Source organism: Paenibacillus sp. FSL H7-0918, assembly GCF_038007025.1.
In the GTDB taxonomy this organism is placed as follows: domain Bacteria; phylum Bacillota; class Bacilli; order Paenibacillales; family Paenibacillaceae; genus Paenibacillus_AQ; species Paenibacillus_AQ odorifer.
In genome coordinates this window covers 706,889-725,018 of sequence record NZ_JBBOWJ010000002.1, presented here as the reverse complement: position 1 = coordinate 725,018, position 18,130 = coordinate 706,889, and the positions used below count along the sequence as shown (strand labels likewise).

Here is an 18,130-nt window from a genome sequence, read left to right as displayed (position 1 = left end):
TCTACAATTTTTGTTTTTTCAAATCTTCTAAAGCGACTTGAAGTGTAGGGAAGGTAAAGTCAAAGCCATGATTTAATGCCGCTGCGGGCAGGACGCGCTGACCTTTGAGTAGGATTTCGGATAATTCCCCGACTGCTGTTTTTAACAGGAAGGCTGGCAAAGGGAACCAGTGCGGCCGTTTGTAGACTTTGCCAATCGTTCTGCCGAACTCTTCGTTCGTTACCGGATGTGGAGCAGTCGCATTAACAGGTCCGTTAATCGTTGGATTTTGCGTACAGAAATCAATTAGACGCACAATATCCGTCAGATGGATCCAAGAGAGCCACTGCTTTCCAGAGCCAATGTTGCCGCCACAACCTAATAAATAAGGCAGCTTCATTTTGGGGAATGCTCCGCTCTCATTGCCGAGCACAACTCCGGTACGCAGCTTGACCACGCGGATATCATGGTAGGTTTCATCTGAAGCCTCTTCCCATGTCTTAACTACTTCTGAAGGGAAATCCATGACCTGGGCTGGTGAGGATTCACTAAAAGTATCCTCTAAAGAGGTACCGTAAATCGCTACGGCGGAAGCCTGAATGATTGCGGAAGGCTTTTGCTTCATTTGATCTACTAACTTAGCTGCTGCGGAAACGGTTGCAAGTCGGGACTGCATAATCGCTTTTTTGCCACTTGGACTCCAGCGCTGGCTAAGGGAAGCTCCGGCGAGATTAATTAGGGCAGCTGCATTTTCCACTGGATCGGGATTAGAACTTAGACTGTCCCAGGTGTGGTAACTCAGCTTAGGATGAATTGTTGTTGCGTCTTTTGGTAAATTCCGACCTACAATAGCAACTTCATTACCTGCTTGCAGCCAGTATTTTGCTAGTTCGCTACCTATAAAACCGGTGCCGCCACATATCACATATTTCAAAGGAGGGCCTCCGTTCTAAATCGTACAATTCATTAAAAATTACTTAAACAAATGCTGGTAAGCAGAGTAATCGATTTTATTCTTTTCGAGAAAATTGACAAGAAAACGGTTATCGCGCCGCGGTGTGGCAACTATGTAACCTTTAATGCAGTGATCGCGAGTAACTTCTTTTGCATTGCTCTCGACGGCGATTTTTCCGATCTCGGCAGCAATAGAATGCTTCGCAATATCACGAAATGGCCCAGGTACAGGCTGAACAAGCTGGTCCAAAAAGGCTTTTGTTTCGTCACTCCAGAGCGGGCGGCTACGTTCCACCCAGTAATTTTGCCAGTCTAGCTTTGACTTTCCATCAGCTTTGGGCAGGACCTTTAGGAATTTGCGGAACATAAAAAAACCGCCGATACACATGGAACCAAGCAGCATAAATGTCCAGAAAGCGATAGAGTTCATAAACCAATTGCTCGGTGTGGATAATAAACCAAGTCCTGATTGGATAAACATGCATACACCACCTTTTGGCAATGAGGATTCTCACACGAATTATTCTCATATTAAAGTATAGCTTATTTCCAAAGTTTTGCGAAGCAGAACCCGGCATATTGGCCTCGTCTAGATTTATTTTTCCGATCACGGTAGAATAGGGGTTAATTCGTGAAGGAAAGAGGGAAGAAGTATGCTGAAAATAGGTTCACACGTGTCTTGCTCGGACAAGGGTCTTTTGACCGCAGCAAATGAAGCAAATGAGTATGGTTCCAGCTCGTTTATGATATATACAGGAGCGCCGCAGAATACGCGCCGCAAGCCGATTGATGCCATGTATCCCAACGAAGGGAAGCAGGTTATGAAAGAGAATGGTGTAGAGGAGATTGTTGTCCATGCACCTTACATTATTAATCTCGCTTCCTATAAAGAGAATACGTATCAACTGGCTGTTGATTTCCTGCAAGAGGAAATTCGCCGTACCCATGCACTTGAGGTCAAGCATATTGTATTACATCCAGGTGCGTTCACTGATAAAGATGCTGAATATGGTATTCAGCGGATTGCAGATGGCCTGAATGAGGTGCTTGGAGGCACGAACGAAACGGAAGTGCATATCGCTTTAGAAACTATGGCTGGTAAGGGAACAGAGATCGGCCGCAGTTTTGAAGAAATCGCTTCTATTATTGCTAAGGTCGAACATAACGAACGTCTATCGGTCTGTCTTGATACTTGCCACATTCATGATGCTGGTTATGATATCGTTAATGATTTGGACGGTGTTCTCAACAAATTTGATGAGACTATCGGATTGAACCGTCTTGGTGTAATCCACATTAATGACAGTAAAAATCCATGTGGCGCTCGCAAAGACCGTCACACGCCAATTGGCTCGGGTTGGATTGGGTTTGATACGATTAACAAAATCGTACACCATGAAAAGCTGGAAGGTCTGCCTTTCATTCTGGAGACCCCATGGATTGGTAAAGATGCTAAGACACAACGTCCGATGTATGAGGTGGAGATCGCTTTGCTGCGTGGTAACGTAGCTGAACGCTTTGGACCGGAATTCGTGCAGGATGTTGAAACATTACGTGAATTTTTTGCCAAGCAGGAGATTGATTCCCGTCAATATGTACTTAATGTCTGGGAGCTGCTGAAGAACGATGCCAAAGCTAAAAAAGCTGATCCACGTGAACCACTGGAGCGTCTGTACGATGAAGTTGTCGCTGCCCAGTTGTTCCCGCAACTAAGCGAGGAAGCTATTAATCATCGTTTAATTGCTTGGTTAGCAGGCAATTAAGTGCTCGTGAACGCTTAAGCTATACTTCAGATTGCGTATGTAGATGAGAGGATGGGAAGAGGGTCATGGAATTACACGTAAAAAGAAACAATTCGTCAGGTGTCGAGCATTATTCCAACCGGGCACGTATGCTCATTTCCTGTCCTGACGGACCGGGAATTGTGGCGGCTGTATCACACTTTCTGTATCAGCATGGCGCAAATATTGTGCAGTCGGATCAGTATACGATGGATCCAGATGGTGGAATGTTCTTTATGAGAGTCGAGTTTGACCTACCTGAATTAGGCGATCGTCTGGAAGAGATTCGCTCTCAATTTGGCGGAGTGGCGGAGCGTTTTAAGATGGACTGGAAGATTTTTAATGTTCGTCATAAGAAGAAACTTGCCATATTCGTCTCTAAAGAAGACCATTGTCTTGTTGAACTGCTCTGGCAGTGGCAAGCGGGCGATCTCGATGCCGATATTGCCCTCGTCGTTAGTAACCATTTGGATATGAAATCTTATGTCGAGTCGTTTGGCATTCCATTTCATCATATTCCAGTCACAGCGGATACTAAGGATGAAGCAGAAAAACGCCAGTTAGCGGTCATCGGAGACGATATCGATGTGATTATATTGGCACGGTATATGCAGATTATCTCGCCGTCCTTTATTGAGCATTATCGCCATCAGATTATTAATATTCACCACTCTTTCCTGCCTGCCTTTATTGGCGGCAATCCATACGCCCAAGCGTACCAACGTGGGGTGAAAATTATCGGGGCAACCGCTCACTATGTTACTGAAGAACTAGATGGTGGACCGATTATTGAACAGGATGTGCAGCGGGTAAGCCACAGTGATGATGTTATTGAGCTGAAACGGATTGGGCGTACCATTGAACGTGTTGTTCTGGCTCGTGCGGTGAAATGGCATATCGAGGACCGGATTCTCGTCCATCAGAACAAAACTGTAGTATTTAAATAAAGGTATTCTCCGGTGAAAGCAACGGTTATGCCCGAGGGCTTTCACCGGAACCCTTTAATTTAATAGTTCACTAAATCTCTATCAGGTAAAAAAGCATTTTACCAGCAGCTTGGCTATTTATGCCAAGGTGCTTTTTGTCGTTCTCAAAAATCATGTAGTTAAGGAGGTGGAAGGTTTGGCGTTACAGCGGGGACGTTTGTTAAAACGTAATTATTTTTTCGCAAGTCTCATTTTGATTACTGGATTCGGGGGATTGCTAGGTTATGATTTCTATTTCAAGCCCTACGTGCTTTCCCAAACCGTGGTCAAAGTTAAGGTGGGAGCTGGGGAATCTCTACCTAAAAATTATGAGCTGAAAGCAAGTGATTTGTATCTGGATTCTGTTCAGACCAAGGATATACCCTCTGGTGTAATTACGGAAATCGCACAAGTGGAGCACAAAATTACGAATGTAAATCTGACTAACGGTAGTATTTTGACAGCATCACTGGTGGATGTTAGTGATTTAGAGCCTTTGCAGGATGAAGGTATATTTCCTATTCCGAAGGAGGCTATTTATGCCATCAATGGTTCGTTGCGAAGCCGGGATAAGGTAGACATTTATCTTGTAGAAGGTGAGCGAGAGAAGCAGCGAGAGGCGCTTGGTTCAAATACAGTTAAAAAAGAAAACGAGGAACAGGTGAAAAAACAAAGCTTGCTTAGCGATCCTGCTAAAGAGATCTTTTTATCTGGAGTTACCGTGAACTATGTGCGAACAGAAGACAATAATGATGTACAGGATTCTGAGAAAGGCAACAACAATAACCGATTCACTTCTACTGGCAAGGTGGCGACACCAGAATTGAAGCTGAAGAAAAGTGAGGGTCAACGGTTAGGGCAATTTTTGGAGCAGGGCAAAAAACTGTGGATCGTACGGGTAGAGTAGGGGGAGATTGCCTTGAAAATATTTAGTCTGGGCATAGATCAGTTAACGATTAATGATATCAAAAACGCGGGATTTAATGTAGTTACACAAAACGTGTATCCCGATCCGGCGCATACCGAAGGTCATATGTTAATGGTTACTAGTGACCAGGTATCTGTTCAAGCGCTTAGCGAGCTGCGATACAAATATCCAAGCTCTATGATCCTGTATTTATATCTGCAAAAGGGAATTCGCGGCTATCAAGCTGTGCATATGTTATGTGAAAGCTTAGGTCTATATTTTATTCCTCCTCGTTCTACCTCGTCAGCAGTGATAGAGAAGATTCGTTTTATCCTGGAAGAGGATGGCGAGGAACGGAGCAATTTGGTTGGCTTTTTTGGCTCAGGTCCAGGCATTGGCTGCACGAGTGTGGCGAAGCTGTTCGCAAGACGAATTGCTGCGGCAGGTCTACGTGTTCTTGTACTTGGTTTGGATTTATATGACCCCGGGTATGACCGCAAAGCGACGATAAGTCTAGACAAACTGCGCCCCAAGCTTACAGGGAAGATGATTCATGATGAAGATTTCGAGCAATTGATTAGGCAGGATGGCTATTTGTATCTACCGGGGAATTACGACTACTTGAGTGTCCAGGATTATCTGGAGGAAGAGATCGAATATTTCTTGGCTAGAGCTGGAGCAAATGCGGATGTGGTTATTGCTGATTTCGGTTCAATTCCCGAGAGTGCTGCGTGGTATGTCGGTATGCAAAAGTCGTCGTTACGCATGATTGTCACTCATCCTAAACATGAACACAGATTAGAACCTCTATTCGAGCTTGCGGGGCATATAGATCTGCGTCCGCATGATTTCCAGCTGATCATTAACCGCAGTAATGTGGAGGAAATATCTTCGTCCAAAAATATGGCCCTTAGATTTGGCACTGAAATCTTGCTGGAGTTACCGTATTACCAGCCCTTGCAGGAAAGCTTGCCTCTAGGCAAAAAAGAGCTACAGCATGTGGATGATAAGGTACATTCTCTATTGGTGTCGATGGGATTAGCGCCAGAGGCCAAAAAGAAAGGGATATTTCTATGATTGAAACTCTCGCGAGTCGTCCACTCTTTTCTCTAAAACAAAGCGTGCTGCGCACTAGCAAACCGGGCAAGGAAGATTTTTATGCTTTTTTACAAAAAATGAAAACCGAGATGAACGAAGGGTTAGAACGTGAGGATGACGCTTACTTCGAGCTAAATGCAAAGGCATTAATTGGCGATCCGCAGGCAGTTAGCTTTTTTATGAATGAGATTGAGAAGTACTTACGAAAAACACCTTTTACTGGAAAGGTTCCAGAAGCGTACCGAACGGCGGCAGAGGCCCTGTATCACGAGTGGAAGGGTTTTGGACCAGCGTATCGTTGGTTTACTGATCGTGCATACAGCGAGTCAACCGGATTACAAATGATTGGGAAGCAAATTTTTTATAACCATAAAGGTGAGTTTATAGCTTACCCGTATGAGATGCCTTCACTGGATCGGGTGGAGCAGCTGAAGCGTTCCTTGCTAAAAAGTGATCCCAATAAAAAGCTGAACAAGGATAATCCTTCGGTGGAGTTCAAAATGGATGATCCGCTCTGGCCAGGTAGATTTATTCGGCTTGCGATTTGGGTATCACCTAGGGTCTGGGAGGGTTTTACTACGATATCACTGCGGCGACAGGTTGTGGAATTTCTGGATTTGGAGGATCAAGCGGGTACGGAATGTATTCCTGCCGAGGCGGTTGAGTTCATTCGGGCGTTATCGTCCACGTTTCGCAATACCATTATTGCGGGTGCTGTAGGGTCAGGAAAAACAACCTTTGCCAATACGATCGTTGGTGAGCAACTGCTTGGCTCTTCATCCTGCATGGGAGTAGTGATGATAGAGAAACATCCGGAATCCATTTTACCGTATCAAATTAAAGGGCATCGAATTATTCCAATTCAAGCTGCGAATGAGGAACTGATGGAGGTGGGAGTAGAGTCGCTGCGGCATGACCCAAATATTTTGTATATGACAGAGATGCGTTATAACGAGTGGGAATTTTATTTGTGGAGTGGGGAAAAAGGATACGACGGGATCACCGGAACCTTCCACACCGTGGATTCGGAGGACATTCCTTATCAAGGTGCGTTTGCTGTGTCGACAAGAATTGGCGGGAGTCTAAAGGGGCATTTGATTTCTGCGCTGAAATCATGCGAGCTGGTGTTTATTTTGGAGAGTGTCCCGAACGGGAAGAAGCGGCTGGCGCGAATATCAGAAATCTTTTACGAAGAGGATAGAAATTCAGTGTTTGCTAATGATCTTATGCGCTGGGAGCCGGAGGAAATGTGTTGGTCTTATAATGACAAGCTGACGAAAAATCTGATGCTGAAAATGACTAAGAAAAATGCACAAGCTACGCGGATTCTCCAAAAAGAGCTGGGACGACTTGCTTCAACAAAACCAATGGATCAGCCGCTTAAAGAAAGCTTGAAATCTAAGATAGTACTTAATGAGTGAGGAGGTGCAGATATGGATTTACTATTTTATATTTTTCGTTTTGTTCTTCATTTATGGATTGTGTGGGGACTGTGGTTACTCACCAAACTGCTCATCGAAAGGCATTTACGGCAGGTAGTCCAGAAATTCGATTTTCGAATTAAACATAAGATGAGCATTTTTGGAAAAAGAGTTAGCTCGGTTAAAAAAAGGCTGTGGCTCTACCGCCATCTGGACAAGCTTCTGTATTTCGTACACCGGAAGTATGAACCGGGTATTAGCGTTATGCGTTTTGTTATGCGTACAGCCATTTTGTTTATTGCGGTTTTCTTATCAGGACTACTGACACTTAGTGAGCTCCCTGGAAAGTTGAGTTTTAACAATCCTTTTTTGGAGGGGATTACTTTTAATGAAGGACAGCCGATTCAGGGGGCGTGGAGATTTCCGCTTTTTATAGCTGTAATATCTGCGACGATTCCTTATTTTCGTATGAGATACATCTATGCACAGCGGAAGGTACATGGAAGCTACGATCTCCTCGATGTAGTCAAAATCTCCACCAAATTCACACATTTGTCGGTAGATTCGATTCTTGATCGTACAGCGGATTTTCTAACAGATAAAAATGTACTAAAGAGTCCTCTGAAGCTGCTTGGTGCCGCATTTTCTAATTACAGTAATGAGAAGGAGCTTGTTGAGGAGGCAGGGAGATTCTCCAGTGCGATTGGCACCACCTTCGCCTTAGAGTTTATATCAGATCTGCTCTATGCCGAGAAGGAGGGAACCCGTTATTTAAAAAGCTCGCTAATGCTGTTGAATCGTTCTATGGAGCAGCAGAGAGAGACGATTTTAACTGTAAAAGCAGGAAGCAGAGATGCGATCAGCCTTGGCTTATATGGGAATCTTCTGGTGCTGGTATCTACGGTTGGTACCTTTATGTATATGCTGAAGCCCGATATCTATTTTCAACTGCAGTTCGAAACTACGGTAGGTCTTTCCTTTTTGATGGTGATCGTCTCCGGCCTTTTTATCTCTTTTGTGATCAGTACTATTCTTGCCAGGCCCAAACTGGACTACCACTAAGGTGATGAACTATGGATAGATTATTACTACTAATTACAGTGATCGGGATCGTGTATGTCGCATTACTTGTGTTTGTGAGCAGCAGCAGTAAGCAGGAACGATATCTTGTCCGACTGGGCATACGGTGGAATTCGCTGGGTGAACACGTGCAGAGTGATAGATTTCAGCAATTGTTGAATGAATGCGGTTTATCAATTTCGGCTCGAAAAGTTACGCTATTTCGTTATTCAGCGGCAATCATCTATTTATTTAGCCAAGTCGTCAGCGATTTCATCCGATCTGTTCCTTTTTCATTCTATGACCCTCTAATTGCTCTACTTATTCTCGTAATCAGCAGTCCGATGCGTTATCTTCCGCTTGGTTGGGTGTTGGCGTGGCTTCACCAAAAGACGAATATTCAAAAAGATGGCGAGTTGATCTCCTTCATTCGTCTCTATGAGAATAATCGCCTACGTAAGCGCGGATATGTGCAGTTTGGTGCTTTTTGTGGGAGTACAGCGGGACATTTTCAATATATACGTCAGGATTTGTATGAGCTGTCAGAACGGGCAGTAGATGAGGGTGTGGAGGGGGCGATTGAATGGTTTTGTGCCAAATTTCCGGATAACCATCACTTTATTAATGACATCCGGTCCATTTTGCTGGCGACAGAAGGTATGGATGATGACACGGAAGCTGCAAACTATTTGCGTGAACAAGGCAAGATTATCTCCAAAATCTCCAGCGATCAGTATTTTAAAAAATGGTCTTTCATCGGTGATCTATCGACGATTATTAATGTTATTCCATCGATAGCTACTTTTTTGATGATCGTTGCCATGGCGATGCAGTACATTTTGCTAATCAAAGGAAATTTTAATGGAGTCGGCATGTTCCAGTGAAAAATTGTATATTCAACCTTATTTTTAAAACCTAAAATAAAAAGGGAGAAATTAACAATGAAAAAAGACGCTATTTCTACAGGTTTGTTTATCGCTATCGGTTTTTTGTGTGTGGCCATCGTAATTGCTATTTTGATTCCTCTGGTGCGTGACGTGATTAATGCTGCCGATGATAATAGACCGACGATCCCGGGGGTATCTCTAACTCAACCGCTGGATTCCAGCCAGACTGCACTAACTATGTCCATGACTCACGTTTTGGTATAAGTCAGATGAAAAAAGACTCTATTTCCGTCGCTATGTTTTTGGCCATTGGCTTTGTAATTGCGGGGATGTTTGTCACGGTAGCTACGCATATGATCGGCAGCAGTCAGGACGATATCATCTCACATACTAAGCAAGTGGAACAGTATTAGAAGGAGGCGTGTCTAATGAAGGAGACTGTCCTCCGGGCATTGTTCATGTGGCTAGTCTTGTTTATTATCCTGCAGCCTATCTTTACCTACATAGATTATCTGCTAGATTTACAGGTCAAAGCTAATACGTCCTATATCACACAAAAAGCAGCAACAGAGGGGATGGTTACAGCTTCTATGCGGAATGAAGTAATTTCAAATCTGAAAGCGATTGGATTTTCTGAAGCTTCGATAGAAATTACTAGCAGTACAGACACCGTTCAAGAGCGAAAGCAACGAATTGATGTGTATGTAACCGCGCCGCGGATAAATCTGTTTCCTTATAATTTTTCTACGGTTTCGCAGCCGACTCGATATTATGGGCATGGATCAATTATGAGTGAGTATCTCGATTGACTAAGGGATGAGCGTAATTTATGGATTACATTATTAAGCTGGCATTTGTCCTACTGATCTTTATCTACTCCTGGTTCTTTCAGATCCAGAATCAGGAGTGGGACCAGCTGCGCAGCATGTTAAAAGACGCAAATAATATCGCTGTTCACGATGCCGCACAGGAATTAGATGAGACCGAATTGACTCGTGGTCGTCTGATTATAGATCCCGAAGATGCGTACGATACTTTTCAGCAAACCCTGCAGAACAATCTAGGCCTTGATAGCGGCCTTTCCCCCCAAGGGGGCAGTCGTTTTAAGACACAAGTAAAGATTGTGAAGTTCGATATTATTGACGATTCCGATGGCGTGAATTTTCCACTTTTATACGAGGATAGCGAATATGGCATAACCAAATACATCGCAGGTCCTTCGGTTATTGCCGTCATAGAGACGGAACACCCGGTTCTGATCTTCAGATCCAAAACACAACAGCCCATCAGGGTGCCAGCAGTTCAGGAGTATAAGTTCAATAAGTAAGAAAAGCCAATTAAAGAAAAGGGAGAGATTCAGTGATGAAGAAGAACATTTTAAGAGCAGCTTTGACTACAACAATGTTACTTAGCATGGTATCGGGGCAAAACGTGATTACTAACGCAGCAGCGGTTACACCAGTAACCGCATCTACACCATCAGCTACAGCAAAACCTGCTGCTACACCAGCACCCATTATGAGGGATAACTTAAGTAAATATGGTTTGAAAAAGGATTTAGAGTTGCCGGTTACGGTTACGGCGGGTGGGCTTAGTTATACGCTGGAGAAGTTTATGATTTATGATTTCAAGTCAAAAGATGCACAAAATTTAGTGAAACAATTTAAATATGACTCATTTGGAGGAATGGTTAGTAATCCGAAACATTTCATTTGGACTAAGATCACAATTATAAATAACAGTAAAAAAACAGTAAAAAGAACATTGGATGATCGTAAAGAAAAATGGACTTTAACTCTGCAGAGATTTGGGCAAATAGATGAAATTTGGCCAAAAGCAAACGTGAAAAAATTAAATAATAAAGAAGCTTATTATTATTATACCCTTAAGCCAGGAGAGCAATTAACTACTTACCAAGCTTATTTATATGATAAAGACATTAATTATTTTATTATTCGGTTATACCATGACGGTGGATTTGATGAAAAATTTGTAGTCAAATCTCCGGAGTAAGTAAAAATGAAAAAAATAATCATCTCATGTCTATGTTTTTTATTGCTTATTCAGCTTATGACACCTATTTCAGTACAAGCAACTGAGACGAAATTGACCTCGATTACTGTTCCTATTACCACTGGTTTGCAAGGGTCAAACAATGCAGCTAAAGATTTTTATTTAGAACTTCCTAGTGGAGTGTCTAGTTCATCAGTCAAGACAAGTACTTTAAAATACAGTGGATCTAACGAAAAAACAAGCCTATCTTTGGAGAACGGGAAGATTAAAGTTACGTTAAAGGGAGTCTCTAATCAAAAATATATTAAAGGTGTGCAGGGGTATAGAGCTTCTTTTGAAGCACTGTATAAGACGATAATCTACAATTCAATTTGGTTATACTCAGACGGTAGAAGATGGCAAATTAATGAGTACAGTGAAAAAAAAGATATTATGTCGACATATGATAAGCATGCAGAGGATGGATATCCCTCCAAGAATCCACCTGTAACCTCAGTAACTGCAGGTCCCTATCAAGAAAAAGAATATCTAAAATGGTATAACGGATCTAAAACTGAGATTATTGAATCTCAAGACATTATTCAATCTACTATAGAACCTAAATACACCGGTAAACCCTCATATGCCCAAGATCCAAAATTTAAAAATGGAAGAGTAATTATAAACTATTCGATTCCTAAGGGCGTCCCATGGGATCCTGAAAATAATGATGGTTTAACTGGAAAGGCAGAAGGACGAAGATATCTAGCATTCGCAGAATATTATTACACGGCAGACGCTAAAGTAACCACCTACAGCTACGGGGGAACAGTCAGCTTTGAATATGGTCTCCCAGATGAAGCTACACTCACAGGTTCTGCAATTCTAGAACAACCTAATCCAAACCCAATTAAGTTTGATAATAAGAATGTTTCGGTTAAGATCGCATTGAAGGGTGAGCTGCTATCCTATAAAGATATTTCGAATATTTCAGAATGGATTTTTTATGCCAAAGAGAAAGGTAATGACAGTTCACTCCAGACAAAAAAGGTGTATATCAAAACTCTAACGGCAAACGAAACTTTCAAGTTTGAAATTCCGAAGGAGAAAGTGGCAGGTAAAAGTAACTATAGTCAAGAGTACGAACTAAGTATAGTAGTGAGATTTAAGAATGAAGTCGTGAACAAAAGAAGTAAGTTCGACTTGTTAAAAGAATCTTTTACAGTCAAAGCAGGAGTGTATACAACTTCAGATCCTCCGGGAGGAGGGTTTCCAGGTCCTACATCACCGTCAGAACTACCGAGAGAGTTAAAACCTCCAGTAGCTCTTATAAATGCACCGAAAACTGTAAAAGCAGGACAAGAGTTTGTAGCCAGTGCAGCAGGGTCGTATGACCCCGATGGTTATATTACGGATTACTTTTGGGATACGCCTAATGCTAAGGGAGAATTGAGCACTTTGCCAAGGGGAACGCTTTGGTATGATAAAGACCATTTGGGGGAACAAACACTTGCTTTGACTGTAATGGACGACGACAAAATGACTGGAAGTACTAGTACTGAGGTTAATGTCATTGAGCCAAAACCAGATGCATCTATCAGGGTAGATGGTACATTAAAGCAAAATCGAAAGGTTATCATACAAAGTTACGTTAGTAGCCCGACCCACTACCCATTAGTAGATGCTAAGACTAAATTCACCATCACAGCCGTATCAGGTGGAACGAATTCTGATATTAAATATAGCGGATCGCTGAACGGAGTATATAGCAAAGATGTGCTATTCAAGAAGCCAGGGAAATATAAAGCAACCATTTATGTGGAGAATACATTAGGGCTAACTGCCAGAAACGAAACAACTTTTGATATAGCACCAGACCAGAAGCCTTTTGCATACTTTACGATGGCTGGAACAGTGTATCGCAATCCTGCAGATGGTAATCAAGCGACCCTATCAATAGATGATATGTCGTACTCACCAGACCAAGATATGGTGGCTCGAAGGCTTTGGGAATACCGCTACGATTCTGATAACAACGGAAATTTTTCAGGAGAACCATGGATTATTTTTAATAATGAGAATTTAGATCGTTTGAATCTTAAGGTAAGGGAAGTTGGAAAATACGAAGTGCGACTGACTGTATTTGAAGAGTTTGGCCAGCCGACTATTGCTGAGTTTGTAACGCAAGATGATCGGCAATCCATAGATTCAGAAGCTACACAAAATGTGATCGAACGGATCTTCACGGTTAAAAATCAGGCACCAGATGTCGATTGGTCATGGTAGAGAGGATTAAAGATGCGGAAATTAAAAAAAACAATTTCAACGTTTATGGCCCTTGTATTACTACTTCTTTCATTCCCTGAATTTTATTCGGGGAGTGTCAAGGTAGAGGCAGCAGGTGACCCAAATATCGTCAATTTTATGGATGTTCGTCTTGAAGGGTTTAACAAAACATCTTCTTGGGACCCAACTATGGGGAATATAGGATTTTTGAATTTGAATATGCCTGCTATGACCCTAACCAATATTACTTTTAATCTAACAACAAGAATACTACGCTACGATTATGTACCTGATGCGCCTGTAGTTTTAACATCAGGGAATATTAATTGGTTCTATGATACGCAGCGTACTAGATTTCTTAATATCTACAGTTATATGTACAGGACAGATGGAAGTGGTAATACTGATTATGCTACTGATGCCTCATGGAGAATTGAAGAAATGCCACCTGTGAAAAGTTCGGATAGTCTTCAGTTTAACCTTGACAGAAATACAACCGCTTTCTATGAAAGTTATGCTTATCCAGCGAAGTATGGCATTCCAAAAGCTCTTAAAGTCGCACTAAGAGCAAGTGATGCGCAACACCAACCTAACGAATGGATGAATGGTTGGCATAACAACGTATATTATGATTGGGAGAACATACCTCTAGAAATAAATTCAGCACCTACGCTCACAGTGACTACACCAAGCGAGCAGCAGCTACTGAATGAGCCAGGATTCAGTGGTATGAATATCGAAGGATATGTTCGAGATGTGGACAATAATGATCTAGTCGTTAGTGCTGAAATTCCTAATGTGTTCTATAAACAAGTCAATGTCCAACAGGCACTGAATAATAAATGGTTTTCCATCCCAATAGATGTTTTGGCAGACGGAATTCCTCCCGGACGACACAATATCATTATCAAGGTTGTGGATCCCTATAATTATAAGGATGAGAAATCGTTGGTCGTTAATGTATCCTATAGGCTTAGGAATAAATCCTTTATATTGATTAACACTCCTATAGACTTATCAACCACATACAAGGACTATGAAGGAGATTCTAAATATCAAGAACGCTATAGATACGACCATAACCCGTATTTCTTCGATAATTCGATGGGTATCATTTCGGATAGTGGGTTATGGCGTTCAGAAAGGTATACCTCCTTTCCATATAGCGGACTCTATAACGCAACCTTTCAAGCACGAGATAATCCTAAAAACGATGACAGATTCGATGTCTATCGTTTATGGAGCCGAGATAATTTATCTTCAATGACCTATCATGTTCATCGAAAGCCAATTGCATTGTTTGCTGCCAAACTGGCGTGGGGATCTCTTCAGCTAACAGATAGTTCCTACGATTTGGACCACATCACGGCTGTTAATAAGGGACTTATAGCTTGGCAATGGCAGTATAAAAAAACTGATTCTGAAATATGGACAGATGGTCAACCGCCAGCTCAATTACCGAATTCTGGACAATATGACATACGCCTTAGAGTACGTGATGTCGATGGCGAAAATGGGTTGGGGGTCTGGAGCGACTGGTGTGTAAGGACGGTGGGGACTGCAGGTAATCTACCTCCCGTAGCGTTATTTAGTGTTGATCCTAATATTGTTTCCTATCGTAAAGCTACTACCATAACAGACAAATCGTTTGATCCGGATAATGATCCATTAGATGTGTATTACTGGACGGTTATCAAAGACGGTTGGAACAAAGTTTGGGAGCATTGGGGTGGAGCTACAACGCCACCTAATATCGCAGCTTTTGGAATTGGTAATTATCAAATTAGTTTACAAGTACATGACAACCGAGGATTATGGTCAGATTGGTATCGTCAAAATGTTCAGGTGATTAATCACCCACCCGCAGCAGCATTTAACATGCCAGCTGAAGTATATCGAGACACTGTAATTACAATGGATAATCTAACACCAGATCCTGATGAAGATGGAGATTCGCTTACTTATTTATGGTACGCTAAACTCAACAATAGTCCTTATTATTATGCTGGCAGTAACCGCAACCAATCTTTGACGATACGAGATCTTATTGCTGGAAACGGAATTTCACCGCAGCAGGCTATATCAGAAGGATGGGAAATGCGCCTTAAGGCAACAGACGTACCTAATCCCTCAAGTAATGGAGCTTTAAGTTCCAATGCAACACGGGTATTTACTGTTAAAAATCATGTTCCAACAGCTGCTATTAATGGTCCATCGGCAGTATTCCAATATGATACCCGACAATATACATCTTTTGATGAGGATGGAGATCCCTCCGACGTCGCTAGTCTGCAATACTTCTGGAAAGTAACAGATAGTGATGGCCTTACGCAATGGTTTCGAACTCCTAGTATTGATGTTAATTTTCCTGAGTCCGGTATCTATACATTGGAACACTGGGTTATCGATCAGATCGGTGATAAGTCTAATATAGCTACGTTGGAGGTGAATGTTACTAAAAATTTAGCGCCCTCAATGACATTGATAACCCCGGCGGGAACCGTAACCAATCCAACCGTTATAGATGCCGAAATACAAGGAGATCCATTAATTAAATGGAATTATACAGATCCAGAGAATGATCCGCAGGAGAAGTACCGTTTAGAATTTTTTTCGAAAGACGGACTCTTAGTTAAGACAGTTGAAAACCTTGACACCACAGGTCAGCTGCGGCAGTATCAACTCCCTAACCATACATTCAATCGATTTGAATACTTCACCGTATATGGTCGGGCTTATTCCAAATTATCCTGGTCAGAAATATCTAACGAAAAAACGTTTATCATCGACAATCCGCCGCAGCCCGGATTCACACTTATCACGGATACAGGCAGAGATGCTGCCAAAGAGCCGATTTATCGCACGGATCTTCTAAATATCAAGAGCAAAGCGACGGATCCAGACCTTCCAAAAGGAGATACGATCAGCCATAAGTATGATTTGAAATCATCTAACGGGACGGAAGGATTGGCTAGTACTCAAGCTGAATTTACGAAGAAATTCACCTCAAATGGCGTCTTTACCTTGAAACAAACCGTTACGGATTCTCTAGGACTGTATCGAGAGCTATCTCTGAGTATCACCGTAGCCAACCGTAAACCGACCGTAACGATAACGTACCCAACAAGTACTGACTCAAGTAAGCCTATGATCGCAAGTACGCTTACACCAATCATCAAGTGGGATTATCAAGATGAGGATGGAGATGAACAACAGCGGTATAAGGTACAAATTATCAACTTGGCGACAGGGATGGTTAAGGTTCAATCTGGCGAACAAAATTCAAGTGCCAAACAGTGGCAAGTGCCAACTGGAATATTGGTTGAGAACGAAAAATATGCCGTGGAAGTGGAAGCTTTTGATGGTTATAACTGGAGTAATATCTCAGCGCGTAAATATTTCATGGTTAATCTACTGAGTATTAAAGGTGGGGTCCAGCACACAGAGGAATGGAATAACAACCGTAAAGGCTACAATTTGAACAAGAGCGGTAATGAGGAGAGTCCAAGAGGCTATAATGTGTTTTGGGCAGGTGAGCGATTTATTTTGCAAGGGATAGCAACCGGTCTACCTGATACTGTTGAGGTAACGATGACGGGAGGTTATTCTACGCAACTAAATCCAACGAACAGTGATAAAACCTTGTGGACAGGCGAATTTTATAATCCGGCATTTGTGAAACTTCCCGATGGTCCAGTGACCTTTACCTTCACAGCTAAGAATGAGTACAATACCAAAATTGATACAGTTACTGTTGTGATTGCTGGCGATTGGTCTGAATATTTTCGGAACCATCGTGTGAAGTAATGATACATCTACGAATTTATCCTTTTTCCATCTAAAAAGGGCTACGCGGAAATACGATCCGCATAGCCCTTTTTTACGAGCAACAACTTATATAACTCCTTCAGTCCGTTCTTCATTCATTCTCATCATTCTTGTCGCAACGGAAGGGGTATGTAAAGGTATGTTCGTCGAACGTGCAGAGGCTCTTTGAGCTCTACGCACATAATAGGATAACTTGCCGCTGAATATTTTATGGGAACAGAGTGAAAGAGCGAAATCCTCCGGGGTAACAAAGCAGGAAGGCTTATTCACAGGCTGAACTGCGGTATTTTCAAATAAGGAAGCAACAAAATGAGAGCAGAAATAAGCGTTCTCTCGATCTATTTTAACATTTAGAAGTACGCCGATCAGGCCTAAAAGATGGTATTTATAACGTTCCTGATTTTTCATCATCCCTTGGACATGATTGTACATGGCATCGTATTCCGTGGCACTGACACGTAACTGATAAATAGAGCAATTTGCGCTGCTATAGAAAGGGTGAATGAAATTTTCTTGAATCAGACCCGCGACGAATGGATTGTGCATTTTTTTTCTTCCGAAGCTGTACACTTCACGTAGTTCACTATCAAAGGCGATCGAAGCATGGTTCAGATCAGCTTTTGTAAACCACTTAATGAAACCACTGAAGGCTGTACCTGTACCGGTAAGCACAATATAAACATCCTTTTTCGAAGTCATGTTCAGAATTCCTTTCCACTTGGAGATATTGGATAATGAATGAAAATTTTACTTGTGTAACTCCATCTTACTTTATATTCGAGCATTGTAAAACAAACTTTAGTCGCAATAGAAAACTAGACCATAGGCTAAGTAAAAACCCGTCTCATGACATAGTTACTTTTGCGTATATAAATGCGTAGATATTGCAAAACATAAGCTGTCAAACAAAGAGTTTTTAAAAACAATTGGAATTGCTTCCACACTAGTGATACAATAAGAGTCAAAATGACAT

At 42.0% G+C, this 18,130-nt stretch carries 17 protein-coding genes; 14 read left to right on the top strand and 3 right to left on the bottom strand.

Annotated elements, in window-relative coordinates; all coding sequences use genetic code 11:
* Position 1: 1 nt before the first annotated feature.
* A complete protein-coding gene (locus MHI15_RS17185; RefSeq protein ID WP_076219716.1) occupies positions 2–913 on the bottom strand; it encodes a TIGR01777 family oxidoreductase in 912 nt (303 codons plus the stop codon).
* A gap of 39 nt (positions 914–952) precedes the next feature.
* Positions 953–1,414 (bottom strand): DUF2621 domain-containing protein, encoded by a 462-nt coding sequence (locus MHI15_RS17180; RefSeq protein ID WP_036681700.1) that lies wholly within the window; start codon positions 1,412–1,414, stop codon positions 953–955.
* Positions 1,415–1,586: 172 nt separating this feature from the next.
* Here MHI15_RS17180 and MHI15_RS17175 point away from each other — a divergent pair, with 172 nt between their 5' ends.
* The 14 genes from MHI15_RS17175 (at position 1,587) to MHI15_RS17110 (ending at position 17,136) form a co-directional block, all read left to right on the top strand.
* Positions 1,587–2,696, top strand: coding sequence for a deoxyribonuclease IV (locus MHI15_RS17175; protein WP_036681702.1), 1,110 nt, complete (start codon positions 1,587–1,589; stop codon positions 2,694–2,696).
* A 65-nt stretch (positions 2,697–2,761) separates the two neighbouring features.
* Positions 2,762–3,661: a formyltetrahydrofolate deformylase gene (gene purU / locus MHI15_RS17170; RefSeq protein ID WP_076219715.1), complete on the top strand. Its 900-nt coding sequence runs from the start codon at positions 2,762–2,764 to the stop codon at positions 3,659–3,661.
* A gap of 175 nt (positions 3,662–3,836) precedes the next feature.
* Positions 3,837–4,586 carry an SAF domain-containing protein gene (locus MHI15_RS17165; RefSeq protein WP_076309594.1) on the top strand — a complete coding sequence of 250 codons (750 nt, stop codon included), beginning with the start codon at positions 3,837–3,839 and terminating at the stop codon, positions 4,584–4,586.
* Positions 4,587–4,598: 12 nt separating this feature from the next.
* A complete protein-coding gene (locus MHI15_RS17160) occupies positions 4,599–5,663 on the top strand; it encodes a hypothetical protein (RefSeq protein ID WP_076128191.1) in 1,065 nt (354 codons plus the stop codon).
* On the top strand, positions 5,660–7,105 hold the full coding sequence (locus MHI15_RS17155) for an ATPase, T2SS/T4P/T4SS family (protein ID WP_076280072.1): 1,446 nt from the start codon (positions 5,660–5,662) through the stop codon (positions 7,103–7,105). Before MHI15_RS17160 ends, MHI15_RS17155 begins: the two co-directional genes overlap by 4 nt.
* Before the next feature lie 12 nt (positions 7,106–7,117).
* The gene (locus MHI15_RS17150; protein WP_076307118.1) at positions 7,118–8,167 is read left to right on the top strand and encodes a hypothetical protein; all 1,050 of its coding nucleotides are present in this window, start codon (positions 7,118–7,120) and stop codon (positions 8,165–8,167) included.
* A gap of 11 nt (positions 8,168–8,178) precedes the next feature.
* The gene (locus MHI15_RS17145) at positions 8,179–9,048 is read left to right on the top strand and encodes a hypothetical protein (RefSeq protein ID WP_341164637.1); all 870 of its coding nucleotides are present in this window, start codon (positions 8,179–8,181) and stop codon (positions 9,046–9,048) included.
* Between the two features lie 57 nt (positions 9,049–9,105).
* Positions 9,106–9,315 (top strand): hypothetical protein, encoded by a 210-nt coding sequence (locus tag MHI15_RS17140; protein ID WP_076128184.1) that lies wholly within the window; start codon positions 9,106–9,108, stop codon positions 9,313–9,315.
* A gap of 5 nt (positions 9,316–9,320) precedes the next feature.
* On the top strand, positions 9,321–9,464 hold the full coding sequence (locus MHI15_RS17135) for a hypothetical protein (RefSeq protein ID WP_162636675.1): 144 nt from the start codon (positions 9,321–9,323) through the stop codon (positions 9,462–9,464).
* Between the two features lie 15 nt (positions 9,465–9,479).
* A complete protein-coding gene (locus MHI15_RS17130; protein WP_036681716.1) occupies positions 9,480–9,860 on the top strand; it encodes a hypothetical protein in 381 nt (126 codons plus the stop codon).
* Positions 9,861–9,880: 20 nt separating this feature from the next.
* Entirely contained in the window at positions 9,881–10,378 is a 498-nt protein-coding gene (locus MHI15_RS17125) for a hypothetical protein (RefSeq protein ID WP_076128182.1), read from the top strand.
* Positions 10,379–10,413: 35 nt separating this feature from the next.
* On the top strand, positions 10,414–11,064 hold the full coding sequence (locus MHI15_RS17120; protein WP_341164636.1) for a hypothetical protein: 651 nt from the start codon (positions 10,414–10,416) through the stop codon (positions 11,062–11,064).
* A gap of 6 nt (positions 11,065–11,070) precedes the next feature.
* Positions 11,071–13,329, top strand: a complete 2,259-nt coding sequence (locus MHI15_RS17115; protein WP_341164635.1) for a PKD domain-containing protein — start codon at positions 11,071–11,073, stop codon at positions 13,327–13,329.
* Positions 13,330–13,341: 12 nt separating this feature from the next.
* Positions 13,342–17,136 carry a hypothetical protein gene (locus MHI15_RS17110; protein ID WP_341164634.1) on the top strand — a complete coding sequence of 1,265 codons (3,795 nt, stop codon included), beginning with the start codon at positions 13,342–13,344 and terminating at the stop codon, positions 17,134–17,136.
* Between the two features lie 87 nt (positions 17,137–17,223).
* Here MHI15_RS17110 and MHI15_RS17105 read toward each other — a convergent pair whose 3' ends face one another.
* The gene (locus MHI15_RS17105) at positions 17,224–17,856 is read right to left on the bottom strand and encodes a hypothetical protein (RefSeq protein WP_036681725.1); all 633 of its coding nucleotides are present in this window, start codon (positions 17,854–17,856) and stop codon (positions 17,224–17,226) included.
* Between the last annotated feature and the right edge of the window lie 274 nt (positions 17,857–18,130).

Bases quoted from the DNA above. Each gene is read 5' to 3' on its own strand.
- MHI15_RS17140 (WP_076128184.1), top strand. From the start codon at position 9,106: ATGAAAAAAGACGCTATTTCTACAGGTTTGTTTATCGCTATCGGTTTT.
- MHI15_RS17135 (WP_162636675.1), top strand. From the start codon at position 9,321: ATGAAAAAAGACTCTATTTCCGTCGCTATGTTTTTGGCCATTGGCTTT.
- MHI15_RS17150 (WP_076307118.1), top strand. From the start codon at position 7,118: ATGGATTTACTATTTTATATTTTTCGTTTTGTTCTTCATTTATGGATT.
- MHI15_RS17120 (WP_341164636.1), top strand. From the start codon at position 10,414: ATGAAGAAGAACATTTTAAGAGCAGCTTTGACTACAACAATGTTACTT.
- MHI15_RS17180 (WP_036681700.1), bottom strand. From the start codon at position 1,414: ATGTTTATCCAATCAGGACTTGGTTTATTATCCACACCGAGCAATTGG.
- MHI15_RS17115 (WP_341164635.1), top strand. From the start codon at position 11,071: ATGAAAAAAATAATCATCTCATGTCTATGTTTTTTATTGCTTATTCAG.
- purU (WP_076219715.1), top strand. From the start codon at position 2,762: ATGGAATTACACGTAAAAAGAAACAATTCGTCAGGTGTCGAGCATTAT.
- MHI15_RS17155 (WP_076280072.1), top strand. From the start codon at position 5,660: ATGATTGAAACTCTCGCGAGTCGTCCACTCTTTTCTCTAAAACAAAGC.
- MHI15_RS17105 (WP_036681725.1), bottom strand. From the start codon at position 17,856: ATGACTTCGAAAAAGGATGTTTATATTGTGCTTACCGGTACAGGTACA.
- MHI15_RS17175 (WP_036681702.1), top strand. From the start codon at position 1,587: ATGCTGAAAATAGGTTCACACGTGTCTTGCTCGGACAAGGGTCTTTTG.
- MHI15_RS17130 (WP_036681716.1), top strand. From the start codon at position 9,480: ATGAAGGAGACTGTCCTCCGGGCATTGTTCATGTGGCTAGTCTTGTTT.
- MHI15_RS17125 (WP_076128182.1), top strand. From the start codon at position 9,881: ATGGATTACATTATTAAGCTGGCATTTGTCCTACTGATCTTTATCTAC.
- MHI15_RS17110 (WP_341164634.1), top strand. From the start codon at position 13,342: ATGCGGAAATTAAAAAAAACAATTTCAACGTTTATGGCCCTTGTATTA.
- MHI15_RS17145 (WP_341164637.1), top strand. From the start codon at position 8,179: ATGGATAGATTATTACTACTAATTACAGTGATCGGGATCGTGTATGTC.